The organism is Kitasatospora sp. NBC_00240, from assembly GCF_026342405.1.
Taxonomy (GTDB): domain Bacteria; phylum Actinomycetota; class Actinomycetes; order Streptomycetales; family Streptomycetaceae; genus Kitasatospora.
On the sequence record NZ_JAPEMU010000001.1, the window covers coordinates 2,969,563 to 2,983,589 of the forward strand.

Annotated in this window: 10 protein-coding genes; 5 read left to right on the forward strand and 5 right to left on the reverse strand. The window is 75.7% G+C overall.

What is annotated here, in order from left to right; all coding sequences use genetic code 11:
- Positions 1-514 precede the first annotated feature (514 nt).
- Both OG689_RS12545 and OG689_RS12550 read left to right on the forward strand, forming a co-directional pair.
- Positions 515-1,390, forward strand: a complete 876-nt coding sequence (locus OG689_RS12545; protein ID WP_266320185.1) for a hypothetical protein — start codon at positions 515-517, stop codon at positions 1,388-1,390.
- A gap of 208 nt (positions 1,391-1,598) precedes the next feature.
- Positions 1,599-2,189, forward strand: coding sequence for a hypothetical protein (locus OG689_RS12550; protein WP_266327783.1), 591 nt, complete (start codon positions 1,599-1,601; stop codon positions 2,187-2,189).
- Positions 2,190-2,400: 211 nt separating this feature from the next.
- On the opposite strand, the gene der is transcribed toward OG689_RS12550, so the two are convergent.
- From der to OG689_RS12565, 3 genes are all read right to left on the reverse strand, one after another.
- On the reverse strand, positions 2,401-3,843 hold the full coding sequence (gene der, locus OG689_RS12555) for a ribosome biogenesis GTPase Der (protein WP_266320187.1): 1,443 nt from the start codon (positions 3,841-3,843) through the stop codon (positions 2,401-2,403).
- Between the two features lie 168 nt (positions 3,844-4,011).
- Positions 4,012-4,725 carry a (d)CMP kinase gene (gene cmk, locus OG689_RS12560; RefSeq protein ID WP_266320188.1) on the reverse strand — a complete coding sequence of 238 codons (714 nt, stop codon included), beginning with the start codon at positions 4,723-4,725 and terminating at the stop codon, positions 4,012-4,014.
- A 341-nt stretch (positions 4,726-5,066) separates the two neighbouring features.
- Positions 5,067-6,152: a prephenate dehydrogenase gene (locus OG689_RS12565; RefSeq protein ID WP_266320190.1), complete on the reverse strand. Its 1,086-nt coding sequence runs from the start codon at positions 6,150-6,152 to the stop codon at positions 5,067-5,069.
- Positions 6,153-6,462: 310 nt separating this feature from the next.
- On the opposite strand from OG689_RS12565, the gene OG689_RS12570 reads away from it, so the two are divergent.
- The 3 genes from OG689_RS12570 (at position 6,463) to OG689_RS12580 (ending at position 10,979) form a co-directional block, all read left to right on the forward strand.
- Positions 6,463-8,754, forward strand: a complete 2,292-nt coding sequence (locus OG689_RS12570) for a DUF4139 domain-containing protein (protein ID WP_323189279.1) — start codon at positions 6,463-6,465, stop codon at positions 8,752-8,754.
- A 3-nt stretch (positions 8,755-8,757) separates the two neighbouring features.
- Positions 8,758-10,344 carry a mucoidy inhibitor MuiA family protein gene (locus OG689_RS12575; protein ID WP_266320191.1) on the forward strand — a complete coding sequence of 529 codons (1,587 nt, stop codon included), beginning with the start codon at positions 8,758-8,760 and terminating at the stop codon, positions 10,342-10,344.
- 272 nt (positions 10,345-10,616) lie between these two features.
- Positions 10,617-10,979: a DUF952 domain-containing protein gene (locus OG689_RS12580; protein ID WP_266320193.1), complete on the forward strand. Its 363-nt coding sequence runs from the start codon at positions 10,617-10,619 to the stop codon at positions 10,977-10,979.
- A gap of 208 nt (positions 10,980-11,187) precedes the next feature.
- Here the strand turns inward: OG689_RS12580 and OG689_RS12585 are convergent, their stop codons facing one another.
- A complete protein-coding gene (locus tag OG689_RS12585) occupies positions 11,188-12,168 on the reverse strand; it encodes a helix-turn-helix domain-containing protein (protein WP_190214067.1) in 981 nt (326 codons plus the stop codon).
- 233 nt (positions 12,169-12,401) lie between these two features.
- Complete coding sequence (locus OG689_RS12590) at positions 12,402-13,994, reverse strand: pseudouridine synthase (protein ID WP_266320194.1); 1,593 nt, start codon at positions 13,992-13,994, stop codon at positions 12,402-12,404.
- Positions 13,995-14,027: the final 33 nt, after the last annotated feature.

Below are 14,027 nucleotides of genomic sequence, written 5' to 3' on the forward strand. Positions count from 1 at the left end.
ACTCGATGAGCGGCCGGGCACGTATGGGACGTGCCGCGCCGCCCCGGCAGCCCTCCGTCGCACCGCGGACCTGTTCGAGCCGGTCGCTGCGGCGGGCACGTCCCGGGCCGGGGTGAGCCGGCGGGCCGTACGGCGGGGGGTGAACCCGGGTGGTGCTCGTTGCACCGGGAATGAAGCTACGAGTCGGCAACCCGGGAAACCAAACAGTTCGAGGACTTCCCAGCTCAGCGGAGTGTTACCAGCGGTAATGATCTCGGATTCATGTCCCGAATGCACCTTTTAGCCATTATTTCCTAGATCAAACCTCGGCCGACCGTGACTCAGCTCATAGGTCGGACGAACCCGATTCGCACTCGGGATCGACATATTGCGACCACGGAAACACTCTCCGTCATCGGATATGCGGCAATTCTCGTCAGGTCCCGAACCCACCCGTGACCCCTGACACAGGGGTCCGTTGGTAATGGCGGCCGGGGGCGCCCCCGTCACCCCCGCAACAACCCGAGGAGTCTTAGTGCCGCACATGCTCGATGTCAGCGACGAGGTTCGATCCGAGATCGGCGACGACGAGGCCGACCGCCTGCTCGGCGGGGCCCACGCGCCCGACACCTACGAATGCACGTCCTGCCGGACACCGGGCGACACCCTGATGGAGCCCACCAGCACCGTGCTCTTCATCGGCGACGAGACGGCCGTGCTCGCCTTCGCGCACTCCCGCTGCATCCCGTCGCAGGTGGTGCCGGTGTCCGAGGAGCAGCTGCTCGGCGCGGTCCGGAGCATCAGCCAGGCCCAGGAGCCGGCGGCCGCGCAGGCCGTCGCCGCGCCTCAGCGGGCCGCCTACCCCGTCCCGGCCCAGGCGGTGCCCCAGGCGGCCGCCCCGGCCCAGGAGGCGCCGGTCCCCGCCCCGGCCGCCGCCGGGCAGGCCGCCGTGCTCGGCATCACCTGCGGGCTGGTGATGCACGGCGGCACCGGCCACGCCGCCCTGGTCGTCGAGCCCACCGGACCGGTCGGCCGCCCCGGCAACACCTCGGGGACGGACGAGTTCCTCAGCCTGCTCCAGGACGCCGGGTTCCAGCCGCTGCCGGACGTGGACGTGACGCCCGGCCAGCTGTCCGGCTGGTCGGTGCTGATGGTGATGGGGCAGCTGCACGCGATCCTGCAGCCCGCGGCGGCCGGCGGCAGCACCGGGTGGTGGCAGGCCCACCAGCCGCTGCAGGTCACGGACGCCTGGCGGGTGGCGGCCGGCAAGCAGGCCGAGGTCACCATGTACGCGGTGCCGGCCGGTACGGTCGGCCGCCAGCCGCGCGAGGACCTGCTGCGGCTGGCCCTGGAGCGGGCCGCCGCCCAGGGCCAGGTGGTGGCCGCCTCGCTCCCGCTGGCGGGTACCTGAGCGGGCCCGGCGAACAGCAGGACGCGCTCGGCGGGCCGGCCCGGCCGGGCGGACACCCCGCGGGCCCGGCCGGCAGCCGGCCGGGCCCGCGGGGTGGCTGAGCAGGTCAGCCCGCCCGCCCGGCGCCCGCGGGGAGCCCTCCGCCGGACCGCCCGGGGCGAGCGGTCCGGACCCGCATCCCCTGCCGTTCTCGCTCGTTGGCTCCTACGTGTACAGCTACGACGTCGCCGCAGCCCACCGTCAGCCCACCACCGTCACCAGCCGCCCGATCCCGGGCATGCGCCCGTCGTACGACGCGGAGCACCCCCACTCCACGACGCCGATCTACGACGAGCTGTACTCCGAGTACCGGCGGCTGTTCCGGGCACTGCCCGGGGACCGTTCGGGCGAGGAGGACCTCCGCTTCGCCGGCTTCGCCGTCCGGGACCCGTACCCGAGCCGGTCCGAGGCCCGGTCGTACTCGGCGCAGCAGCAGACCTTTCTGACGTACGCGGGGCAGGCCCTCGGGGCGCCGCAGTTCATGCCGGGCCAGCAGAACGGCCAGCACGGACAGCAGAGCGGCCAGCCGGGCGGTTCCACCGGCGGGCAGCCGGAGGACCGGACGGACGACCGGAGCGGGCAGCCGACCGGCCTGCGCGCCGGGTCCCAGCCGGGTTCGCACGGCGGCCAGCTCGGCAACGGGCAGGGCTGGGTGGCCGCCGGCTACCTCGGCCCGGTGCAGGCCGCGGGCGCCGGGGCGGGCGGGCGGCACCGCAACCGGCTGTCGCTGCCGCCGGGCCGGAGCGCCAGCGAGTCCTGAGCGCCGGGGAAGGGGCACCGGGGAACGGGCACGGCGGAAACGGCCACCGGGGAACGGGCGCCGGGAGAAGACCACCGCGCCGGGCCCACCGGGCGAGGAACACCCGCTCGGCACCGGGCACCGAACGGCAGGAGGCCCTGGCACCCGAAGGTGCCAGGGCCTCCTGCCTGGTGAGCGGGGGCGGACGCACCGCCCGCCGCTCACCCGGGTGTCACTTGCGGCGGCGCTTCTCGCGCACCCGCACGGAGATCGAGATCGGCGTGCCGACGAAGCCGAACTCCTCGCGCAGGCGGCGCTCCACGAAGCGGCGGTAGCCCGCCTCCAGGAACCCGGAGGCGAAGAGGACGAACCGCGGCGGGCGGATGCCGGCCTGCGTACCGAACAGGATGCGCGGCTGCTTGCCGCCCCGGATCGGGTGCGGGTGGGCGGCGACCAGCTCGCCGAGGAAGGCGTTGAGACGCGCGGTGGTGATCCGGGTCTCCCAGCCGGCCAGCGCCGTCTCGATCGCCGGGACGAGCTTCTCCATGTGGCGGCCGGTCAGCGCCGAGACGTTGACCCGGGGCGCCCACTGCACCTGGACGAGATCCTTCTCGATCTCGCGCTCCAGGTAGAAGCGGCGCTCCTCGTCCATCTGGTCCCACTTGTTGTAGGCGATGACGACTGCGCGGCCGGCCTCGACGGCCATCGAGATGATCCGGGTGTCCTGCTCGGCGAGGGTCTCGCTGGCGTCCACCAGGACGACGGCGACCTCGGCCTTCTCCAGCGCCGACGAGGTGCGCAGCGAGGCGTAGAAGTCGGCGCCGGCGGTGAGGTGGACCCGGCGGCGGATGCCGGCGGTGTCGATGAACTTCCAGGTCTTGCCGCCGAGCTCGATCAGCTCGTCGACCGGGTCGCGGGTGGTGCCGGCCAGCTCGTTGACGACCACCCGGTCCTCGCCCGCGACCTTGTTCAGCAGGCTGGACTTGCCGACGTTGGGGCGGCCGATCAGCGCGACGCGGCGCGGGCCGCCGGGGGCGACGCCGAAGGTCTGCGGCGGGGCGTCGGGCAGCGCGGCCATCACGGCGTCCAGCAGGTCGCCGGAGCCGCGGCCGTGCAGGGCGGAGACGGGGTACGGCTCGCCGAGGCCGAGCGACCAGAGGTACGCCGCCTCGGCCTCGGTGGACTGGCCGTCCACCTTGTTGGCGCAGAGCACGGTGGGCTTGCCGGCCCGCCGGATGAGCTTGATCAGGGCCTCGTCGGTGTCGGTCGCGCCGACGGTGGCGTCCACCACGAAGAGCACCGCGTCGGCGCTCTCGATGCCGAGCTCGGCCTGGGCCGCGACCATGGCGTCGATGCCGAGGACGTCCAGCTCCCAGCCGCCGGTGTCGACCAGCTTGAAGCGGCGGCCGTTCCAGGTCGCCTCGTAGGAGACGCGGTCGCGGGTGACGCCGGGCTTGTCCTCGACGACGGCCTCGCGGCGGCCGATGATGCGGTTCACCAGGGTCGACTTGCCGACGTTCGGGCGGCCGACGACGGCCAGCACCGGCAGCGGGGCGTGTGCGCCCTCGCCGTCCAGCTCCTCGCCGTCGAAGCCCTCCTCGGCCGCGAGGGCCATGAACTCGGCGTAGTCGGCGGCGTCCAGCTCACCGGAGCCGGTGGCGGTGTCTTCGGTCATGTTCGTTTTTCCATTTCCCGGCACAGCCCTTCCCAGGGACGTGCCGTGCGTACCTGCCCTCGATGCGGGGCAGCGCGAAAAATCAGGGGTGGTGCGTTCAGGGTCCTGCCGGCGGGGCCGTCCGGGTCGGACGGGCGCGCCGGTGCGGGCGGGTGGTCCCGGCGGGGGTCAGACCGCCGACAGGCCGGCCCGCTCCTCGACCAGCGCGGCGATCGTGGCGATCACCTGGTCGAGGGTCAGCTCGCTGGTGTCGACCAGGACGGCGTCGGCCGCCTGGGCGAGCGGTGCCGTCTCCCGGGAGGAGTCGGCGGCGTCCCGGCGGGCGAGGTCGGCCGCCATCGTGGTGATGGTGGCCTCGTCGACGCCCTTGGCCCGCAGTTCGGCGGCCCGGCGCCCGGCGCGGGCCGCCTCGGAGGCGGTGAGGAAGATCTTGACGGTGGCGTCCGGGAACACCACGCTGCCCATGTCCCGGCCCTCGGCGACGATGCCGCGCTCGGCGACCCGGGCGCAGCCCTGCTGCAGCTCCACCAGCCTCGCCCGCACCTGCGGGACGGCGGCGACGGCGCTGACCTGGGCGGTGACCTCCGGGCCGCGGATCGGGCCGGAGACGTCCTTGCCGTCGACGGTGATGGTCGGGCCGGCCGCGTCGGTACCGGAGACGATCACCGGCTTGGCGCAGGCGACCGCGACGGCCTCGGCGTCGTCCACGTCCACGTCGTTGGCCAGCATCCACCAGGTCATCGCGCGGTACATCGCGCCGGTGTCCAGGAAGCTCAGTCCGAGCCGGGCGGCGACCGCGCGGGAGACGGTCGACTTGCCGGAGCCGGAGGGTCCGTCGATGGCGACGACGACCGGGGCGTGCGCTCGGTCGGCAGTGTCCACGGGGCGAACCTCTCTCTAAACCTGGGGATGTCTCCCTCAAGGTTAGACGACCGGCGCCGTACCCCCGCCCGCTGCGGCCGTCACCCGCCCGGCCCAGCGTCCCAGGGGCTCCGGACGGGGCGCCCGGAAGCGATCGCGCGCCCCGGTCGCGCCCCGTCCGCCGTCCACGCCGGCCGCCGCATCCGGCCCGCACCCGGCCCGCACCCGGCCCCGGAACGACCCCGATCAGGCCGGCTGCACCCATCCGACCCCGGCGCCTCACCCCGGACGCCCGCCGTCCCGTACGACCGCCCGTCCCGTACGACCGCCCGTCCCGTACGCCCGTCAGTCCCGGACGCCCGTCAGTCCCGGACGCTCCAGCCGCGCTCGCGCAGCGCCGCCGTCAGCGGCTTGACCGCGCCCGGGGCCACCGAGAGCTGGACGAAGCCGACCTGCTGCCCGGTGGAGTGCTCGATCACCACGTCCTCGATGTTGACCCCGGCCGCGCCGACCTCGCCGAACAGCCGGCCCAGCTCGCCGGGCTGGTCGCCCAGCACGACGGCGACCGTCTCGTAGCGGGTGGGCGGCGCCCCGTGCTTGCCGGGGATCCGGGCCTGGCCGTGGTTGCCGCGCCGCATCACCGCCTCGATACCGGCCGCGCCGGCCAGCCGCTCGCCCTCGTCGGCGGCCTGCATCGCCCGCAGCGCGGTGACGGTCTCGCCGAGGTCGCTGGCGAGGTCCTCCAGGACGTCCGCGACCATGCCGGCGTTGGCGGACAGGATGTCGACCCAGAGGGCGGGGCTGGAGGCGGCGATCCGGGTGACGTCCCGGACGCCCTGGCCGGAGAGCCGGACGGCGGTCTCGTCGGCGTGCTCCAACCGGGCGGCGACCAGCGAGGACAGCAGCTGCGGGGCGTGCGAGACCAGGGCGACGGCCCGGTCGTGCGCGGCGGCGTCCATCACGATCGGCATCGCGCCGCAGAGCGCGATCACCTCCAGCACCGCGTTGAGCGTCCCGGTGTCGGTGTCGGGGGTCGGGGTGAGCACCCAGGGCCGGCCCTCGAAGAGGTCGGCGCGGGCGGCCAGCGGGCCGGAGCGCTCGCGGCCGGCCATCGGATGGCTGCCGATGTAGTGGACGGTGTCGAGCCCCAGCGCGGCCACCTCGGCGCGCGGCCCGTCCTTGACGCTGGCGACGTCCGTGTACCAGCGGGCCAGGCCGCGGCGCTGGCAGTCGGCGAGGACCTTGCCGACCAGTGCGGGCGGCACCGCGATGATCGCCAGGTCGACCGGGCCGTCCGCCGGCTCGGTGGTCCCGGCCCCCAGCGAGGCGGCGGTGCGGGCGGCGTCCGGGTCGGCGTCCTCCAGGTGGACGGTGAGCCCGCGGCCGGTGAGGGCGAGCGCGGCGGAGGTGCCGATCAGTCCGGTGCCGACGACGGCGACAGTGCGCATGGCTGGTACGTCTCCCCACGGGCGGGCCAGGTGGCGGTGCCCGCCCATCCTCTCGCACCCGCGCGCCCCCTCGCCCGCCCGGGTCCACGCCCCCTCGCCCGCCCGGGTCCACGCCCCCTCGCCCGCCCGGGTCCACGCCCCCTCGCCCGCCCGGGTCCACGCCCCCTCGCCCGCCCGGGTCCACGCCCGGGCGCGCGGCCGGCCCGCGGGGCCCGCACACGCCGGGCGGCCGGCAAATCCGGGGACAGCGGGCCCGGCGGGCGGCAGACTGTGCGCCCGGGAGCGGCGCAACGGACGAAGGGACATCGGGGTGGCGGCGGTAGCGGTGGAGAGCACGGGCGGGAACGGCGGGGACGGCGGGAACGGCGCCAGGGGTGGCCGGAACGGCGAGGGGGGTGGCCGGAACGGCGAGGGGGGCGGCGCCCAGGCCTGCGACAGCTGGGCGTCGGCGCTGGACTCGGTGGTGGTGTACGCGGCCGGAGCGGTCTGCCGGCGGCGGGCCCGCGGCACGGTGCCGGCCGGCCGGCAGGTCCGGCTGACCGGTCTGCCGCAGGTCCTGGACGGCCGGTCGCTGCGGGCGTCGGTGGTCGGCGGCGCGCCCGGCTGGCGGGTCACCGAGGCCCGCCTGGAGCTGCGGGCGGAGCTGCGCGACCGCGCGGAGCTGCCCGGCCTGCAGCGCCGGCTGGACGACGCGCGGGAGCGGGAGAGCGCCGTCCGGGAGCGTCACCGGCTGGTCCTCGCCCGGATCGCCGAGACGGCGGCCCTGCAGCCCGTCCCGCCGCCGCGGCAGGCCGACGAGCCGCACCGCCGGACGCCCGCGGACGCCTGGCTCGCCCTCGCCGACTTCGTGGAGGGTCGCCTGACCGCGCTGCACGCCCGCGCCGAGGAGCTGACCGAGGAGCTGCGGCTGGCCGAGCACGAGACCGAGGTACTGACCGACGAGGTCGAGCGGGCCTCCACGGCCGGGCCCGCCCGGCCGGTCGAGACCGCGGCCACCGTCCTGCTCACCCTCGGCGGGCCCCCGGCGGCGGCCGGCGAAGGGCCCGTCGCCGGCGCGGCCGCGGAGCTGCCGGACGCCCGGCCGGACGACGAGCCGGACGACCGGCCCGAGGTGGAGATCGAGCTGGAGTACGGCGTCCCCGGCGCCCGCTGGGTGCCCGCCTACCGGCTGGGCTACCGCCGGGGCGCCGACACCGGCAGCCTGCTGCTGCGGGCCAGTGTGCTGCAGCGCACCGGCGAGGACTGGACGGGCGTACGGCTCGCACTGTCCAGCGCGGACCTGCAGCGACGTACCGACCTGCCCAAGCTGCGCTCGCTGCGGATCGGCCGCAGCCAGGCCGCCCCGCCGCCGACCGGCTGGCGCGAGCCGCCCGGCGGCCTGACGGACCTCTTCTCGGCCTACGACGCCGCCGGCCCGCGCCCCGGCCGGCCGGTGCCCTCCCGGGAGGTTCCGGTGGCCGTCGCGGCCGGCCCGCAGCGCGGCGGGAGCCTGGCGGTCGGCGGCCCGCCGCTGCCGCCGCCCGCCCCCTCCGCGCCCCTCTCCCGGGCCCCCGGGTCGCGGCCGCCCGCGGACGGCGGCTTCGGCGGGGCGCCCCAGCTGCAGGCGTACGGCGCCCCTCCCCCGGCCCCGCAGCCCATGGCGGCGGCCGCCCCCGCCGCGGACGCCGTCCGCAGCCGGCGCAAGGCCGCGCCGCCGGTCGGCGGCGGCGGGCCGAGACCGTCCGGGCCCGGCGGCCCGCCGCCGGCCGGCTGGGCGCCCGTCGCGCCCGCCGGGCCGCCCGTGCCGGACGCCACACTGCTGGACTACCCCGCCCTGGAACTGGCGGGCCCCGAGCAGTCCCCCGCCCGCCGGGGCGTACTGAGCCCGGCCCCCGCCGGCCAGGCGGACACCGCCGTCCGCGGCCGGGCCGTGCGGGTGGCGGAGCTGCCGCTCCCCACCCACGCCGTGCCGCCGCGCAGCTCCGCCGGCTCCTTCGACCACCGGTACGACGTGCCGGCGCCCGCCGACATCCCCTCCGACCGGACCTGGCACACCGTCACGGTCGGCGAGGTCGAGGTGGCGCTGCGGTCGGAGTACATCTGCGTCCCCGCCGTCGAGGAGCGGGTCTACAGCACCCTGGTGATCACCAACGACTCCGCCCAGGCCCTGCTGGCCGGGCCGGTCGAGGTGACGGTGGACGGCGACCACCTGCTCACCGCGGGCCTTCCGACGCTCGCCCGCGGCGGCAGCCGCCGCCTCGGCCTGGGCGTCACGGAGAGCATCGAGGTGGCGCGCCGCACCGAGCTGCGCGAGTCCACCGCCGGGATGCTGAACAACAGCACGGTGCTGGACCACCGGGTCCACGTCGAGCTGGCCAACCGGCTCGGCCACCCCGTCACGGTGGAGGTGCGCGAGCGCGTCCCGGTGAGCGCCGAGGACGGCGTCCGGATCGAGGAGCGGGCCGGCTGGCGGGCACCGGACGGTCCGACGGAGCTGCTGCCGGCGAGCACCCGGCTGTGGCGGGCCGAGCTGCCGGCCGGCGGCCGGGCCGAGTTCGACGGCGGCTACGAGATCCGCATCCCGGCCGGCAAGGCCATCGTCGGCGGAAACCGGAGGAACTGACCCATGGCACCCCTCACCCCCGACCGACCCGGCGCGCCCCTGGCCCCCGGGCCCGTGCTGCCCTTCCCGGTCACCGCGGTCACCTGTCTGGAGGACCGCAGCCAGGTCGAGCGCTCCGCCACCGTCGAGCTCACGGCGGGCGTCCAGCGGCTGCGCCTGGGCCCGGTCACCGCCCTCACCGTCGACCGGACCCTGCGGGCCGAGAGCAGCCGGGCCGGCGTCCGCGTCCTGGACGTCCGGGTGGTGCGCGCCTGGACCCCGCGGGCCCCGCTGGCGCCGGGCCCGGAGGACTCCCGGCTCCGCCACCGCCTGCACGAACTCGACGGGCTGATCCGGGAGAACGGCCGGTTGCGGGACCGGCTGGACGCCCGGCTGGCCCTGCTCGCCCGGCTCGTCGCGGACCTGCTGCGCGAGATCGGCGAGGGCGCCGGCCTCGGCGAGGTCGAGCGGGCCCGCTGGACCCGCGAGCTGGACCGGGTGGACGCCGACCGCGAGCGCTACGGCGAGGAGCTGCGCGCCGCCCGCTCCCGGCTGCGGGTGCTGGAGCAGGAGCGCGAGGAGGCGGGCCGCGCGCTCGAAGCGGCCGAGGAGGAGCCCGCCGAGCTGGTGGCCCACCTCGAACTCACCGTGGAGGCGGACGTCGCCGGTCCGGCCGGGCTGACGGTGAGCCACCTCGTCCCGTGCGCGCTCTGGCGGCCCTCGTACCGGGCGACGCTGTCCGGCGGCGCCCTGCGGCTGGAGTCGGAGGCGGTGGTGTGGCAGCGCACCGGCGAGGACTGGACGGGCGTGCGGCTCACGCTGTCCACGGCCCGCTCGGCGCTGGCCACCGACCCGCCGCGGCTCACCGAGGACCGGCTGACACTGCGCGAGCGCAGCGCCGAGGAGCGCCGCACGGTCGAGGTGGAGCTGCGCGAGGAGGCGATCAGCACCCTCGGTCCGTCCGCGGCCGTCCCCGGCGTGGACGACGGCGGCGAGGTCCGGGTGCTGCCCGCGCCCGCCCCTGCCACCGTCCCCTCGGACGGCCGGGCGCACCGGGTGCCGCTGGGGGACTTCACCGCCCCCGCGAGCAGCGAGTACGCCTGCGCGCCCGAGCTGTCGCCGCTGGTGACCCAGGTGGTGCGGTTCCGCAACGGGGCCGCTCACGCCCTGCTGGCCGGCCCGGTCGAGCTGGTGCGCGGCAGCGGTTTCACCGGCCGCGGCGAGCTGGGCTTCACCGCGCCGGGGGCCGACGCCGAGCTGGCCTTCGGCAGTTCGGACGACTACCGGGTGGTGCGGGAGGCGGAGGAGCAGGACTCCACGGCCGGGATCACCCAGCGCAACGTCTCCACCCGGACGGTCCGGCTGTACGTGTCGCGTTTCTCCGGCCCGGAGGAGCACGACGAGCGGGTGGTGACGGTCCGCGAGCGGGTCCCGGTCTCGGAGGTGTCGGCGGTGGAGGTGAAGCTGCGCAAGGAGCGCTGCTCGCCAGCGCCGGACGCCTTCGACGCCGAGGGCATCGTCCGCTGGGACCTCGTCCTGGCGCCCGGCGCCCGGCGGACCGTCACGCTGGTCTACGAGGTGTCCTCGTCGGCCAAGGTCGCGGGCCTCTGAGCGCTGCGCCGGCCCTCCCGTCCGACGCCGGTCCCGACCTGCGCGTCCGACGCCGGTCCGACGCCCGTCCGCCGTGCTGTCGCCGTCCTGTCGCCGTCCTGTCGCCCCCGTCCGGCATCGCTGCCGGGCCGGCGGCGTCGGCGGCAGGGCGGCGCGGCGGCGCCCACCCGCGCCGGGCGGCGGCGGGGTACCGGCCCCGGGGTTGTGACACCCCGGGGCAAAGCCCGCCCACGAGTGGCCGATGTGACGACGATTCGGGGTAGAACAGGAGAATGATCCTGCACCTCGCCCCCTTGGACGACTGGCTCACCGACCCCGGGCGGCCGTACGCCACCGCCTCGCTGCTGACCGACGGGTTCATCCACTGCTCGACGGACGAGCGGACGGCACTCGCGGTGGCCAACGCCTTCTTCGCCGACTCCCCCGGCCCGCTGATGGTGCTGCTGATCGAGGAGTCCCTGGTGGAGCCGATGGTCAAGTGGGAGTCCCCGGACGGCGGTCCGGTGCCGGGCGCGACCCCGGGCGTCCTTTACCCGCACATCTACGGGCGGCTGAACCGCAGCGCCGTGGTCGGCCTGGAGAAGGTCGAGCGCGGGCCGGACAAGCGCTGGGCCAGCCTGTCCCCCTGGAGCTGAGCCCGGGAGCCCCCTGGAGCCCGGCCGGGCCCCCGCCTGCGCACCTACCAGCCCCGCCTGCCTGACTCTCGACTTCGCGGGCCGTACGGCCGCGCGGGCGGTCCTGTTCCGCCGCCGCTCAGGGTCCACCGCCGCTCAGGGTCCACCGGCCGGCCCGGCCGCACCCCGGCGCCCGAGCCCGGGCGCACTCACCGCCGAGGGCGCCCGCTCACAGCCAGCCGCGCTCCCTGGCCGCCATGCCGGCCTGGAACCGGGTGGTGGCGCCCAGTTCACGCATCAGGCTCTGCAGGCGGCGCTGGGTGGTGCGGGCGCTCCAGCCGAGCGAGCGGGCGATCGACTCGTCGGTGAGGCCGGCCGCGAGCAGCCCGAGCAGCTTGCGGTGGTCGGCCTCCGGCTCCAGCGAGTCCTCGCCGGAGCCGATCGCGGCCTGGAGCTGGACGGCCCGTTCCCACTCCGCCTCGAACAAGGTGTCCAGGGCCTGCAGCAGCGCGGAGGGGTGGATCACGTAGGCGGCGTCCAGCACGCTGTCGCCGACGCTGATCGGGACGATCGCCATCCGGTCGTCGGACATGATCATCTTCATCGGGAGGACCGGCCGCACCCGGGCCTCCTCGCCGTCCTCCACCCCGACCAGGATGTTCTTCTCCAGCCGCCCGGGCCAGGCGACCGCCTCCCGGTCGTAGATGGTCCGCAGCCGCAGGCCCTCCTTGAGCCGTCGGCGCTGGACCGGGTTGTCGGCCACCGGGTCCTGGATGTACGGCGGGCAGTCGAAGCCGCGCACCTGGTACTGGCTGGTCTCGGTGATGTGCTCCAGCCGCTGCGCGATCGCCTCGCCGCCGGTCAGCACCTCGACCGAGTGCGCCGGGTCGGTGTAGCGGGAGGCCTCCCGGAAGGCGTCCATCAGCCGGTGCATCTCGGCGCGGGCGTGCCGCAGTTCGGCCTCGCGGTGGCCGATCAGGGTGCCGATGGCGACGTCGGGGGCGACCGGCAGGAATCGCTGCCGGTCGACCGGGGCGCGGGTGGCCATGCCGTGCTGGGCCAGCCGGTCCAGCGCCCGGCCGCTCTGCTGCAGCGTCAGGCCGCACTGCTCGGCCAGGTCCTCCGCGGTCGACTGCGGATTGGCCACCAGCGCCGAGTAGACCTGTCCGTCCGGCTCGGCCAGTCCCAACGCGCTGAGTGCTTCGGACACGACGTTCCTCCCCCGTTCGCCTCTGTGCTCCGATGTGGCGCACTTCCGCCACGCGGCGGATCGATGTCAGGTGGCAATCCTCTGCCACAGATCATCCGGCTGACAAGGCGGTGCGGCCAGGTTCACATCTCGCCGCCGGACGGCGAGAGGGCCTCCCCGCCGAACGGCGGGGAGGCCCTCATCAGCAGGTAGGAGACTCCTGCGGTGGCGCTGTCCTAAGGTGTGGCACCCGACTACAGGCCGACCTCGTTCATCAGCTGGCCGACCTCGGGGTTGGTGAGGCGGCGCAGCCAGCCCGACTTCTGGTCGCCCAGCGCGATCGGGCCGAAGTGGGTACGGACCAGCTTCTCGACCGGGTAGCCCGCCTCGGCGAGCATCCGGCGGACGATGTGCTTGCGACCCTCGTGCAGGGTCACCTCGACCAGGTAGTTCTTGCCCACGTTGGAGAGCACCTTGAAGCTGTCGGCGCGGGCGAAGCCGTCCTCCAGCTCGATGCCCTGGGCGAGGGTCTTGCCCAGGTCGCGCGGGATCGGGCCCTGGATCGCCGCCATGTACGTCTTGGTCACGCCGTACTTGGGGTGGGTGAGACGGTGGGCCAGCTCGCCGTGGTTGGTGAGCAGGATGATGCCCTCGGTCTCGGTGTCCAGGCGGCCGACGTGGAACAGCCGGGTCTCCCGGTTGGTCACGTAGTCGCCGAGGCACTGGCGCCCGTCGGGGTCCTCCATGGTGGAGACCACGCCGGCCGGCTTGTTGAGCGCGAAGAACAGGTACGACTGGGTGGCCACGGTCAGGCCGTCCACCTTGATCTCGTCGTTCTGCGCGTCGACCCGCCTGCCCTGCTCGGTCACCAGCTTGCCGTTGACCATGACGCGGCCCTGGGTGACCAGCTCCTCGCACGCCCGGCGGCTGCCCATGCCGGCCCGAGCCAGCACCTTCTGCAGGCGCTCGCCCTCGGGCTCGTCGAAGGTCTTGGGCAGCTTCACGGCCGGCTTGTCGTGCCGGGCCAGCACCGCGTCCTCGATCTTGGCCTGCAGCTCACGCGAGCGCTGCGGCTGACGACGCGGGTCGCCCGGGGCGCCCTGGCCCTCCTTGCGCGGGGCCTGGGTGCGGGGGCGCTGGCTCTGCGGCAGGGCCTTGCGGGCGCCGTAGTGCCCGCCGGAGCCGAACTCCGGACGGTCGTACTTGCGCTCCTCGGGGCGCAGCGGACGGTCCGGGTACTGCTTGCGGTCGTCCCTGCGGTCGTCCCGACGGTCGTCCCGGCGGTCGTACGAACCGCCGCCGGAGCCGCCACGCGAGCCGGCCGAGCCGCCACCGTACGAGCCGCCACGGCTGCCGCCGCCGGAGCCACCACCGTAGGAACCCCCACCGGAGCCACCACGCGAGCCGCCGCCGTACGAACCGCCGCCCGAGCCACCACGGCTGCCGCCGCCGGACCCGCCGCCGTAGGAACCCCCACCGGAGCCACCACGGGAACCGCCGCCGTACGAACCGCCGCCCGAGCCACCACCGTACGAACCGCCACCGGAGCCACCACGCGAGCCGCCGGAGCCGCCGCCGTACGAACCGCCGCCCGAGCCACCACCGTAGGAGCCACCACGCGAGCCGCCGCCGTACGAGCCGCCGGAGCCACCACCGTAGGAGCCACCGCCGGAGCCGCCGCGCGAGCCGCCCGAGCCGCCGCCGTACGAACCGCCGCCCTGCTGGCCGCCACGGCCGCCGCCGTAGGAACCCCCGCCGGAGGAGCTGCCGCCGCGGGCCCCACCCTGTCCGCCGCGACCGCCGCTGCCGCCGCCGCTGCTGTTCCTGCCGTTACCACTGCTACGCATCAAAAAGTCCGTACGTCGATTCCGTCTGGGATG

What these genes read in the sequence shown, in the direction of transcription:
- OG689_RS12580 (WP_266320193.1), top strand. Translation starts at nt 10,617, where the DNA reads ATGATCCTGCACCTCGCCCCCTTGGACGACTGGCTCACCGACCCCGGG.
- OG689_RS12565 (WP_266320190.1), bottom strand. Translation starts at nt 6,152, where the DNA reads ATGCGCACTGTCGCCGTCGTCGGCACCGGACTGATCGGCACCTCCGCC.
- OG689_RS12590 (WP_266320194.1), bottom strand. Translation starts at nt 13,994, where the DNA reads ATGCGTAGCAGTGGTAACGGCAGGAACAGCAGCGGCGGCGGCAGCGGC.
- OG689_RS12575 (WP_266320191.1), top strand. Translation starts at nt 8,758, where the DNA reads ATGGCACCCCTCACCCCCGACCGACCCGGCGCGCCCCTGGCCCCCGGG.
- der (WP_266320187.1), bottom strand. Translation starts at nt 3,843, where the DNA reads ATGACCGAAGACACCGCCACCGGCTCCGGTGAGCTGGACGCCGCCGAC.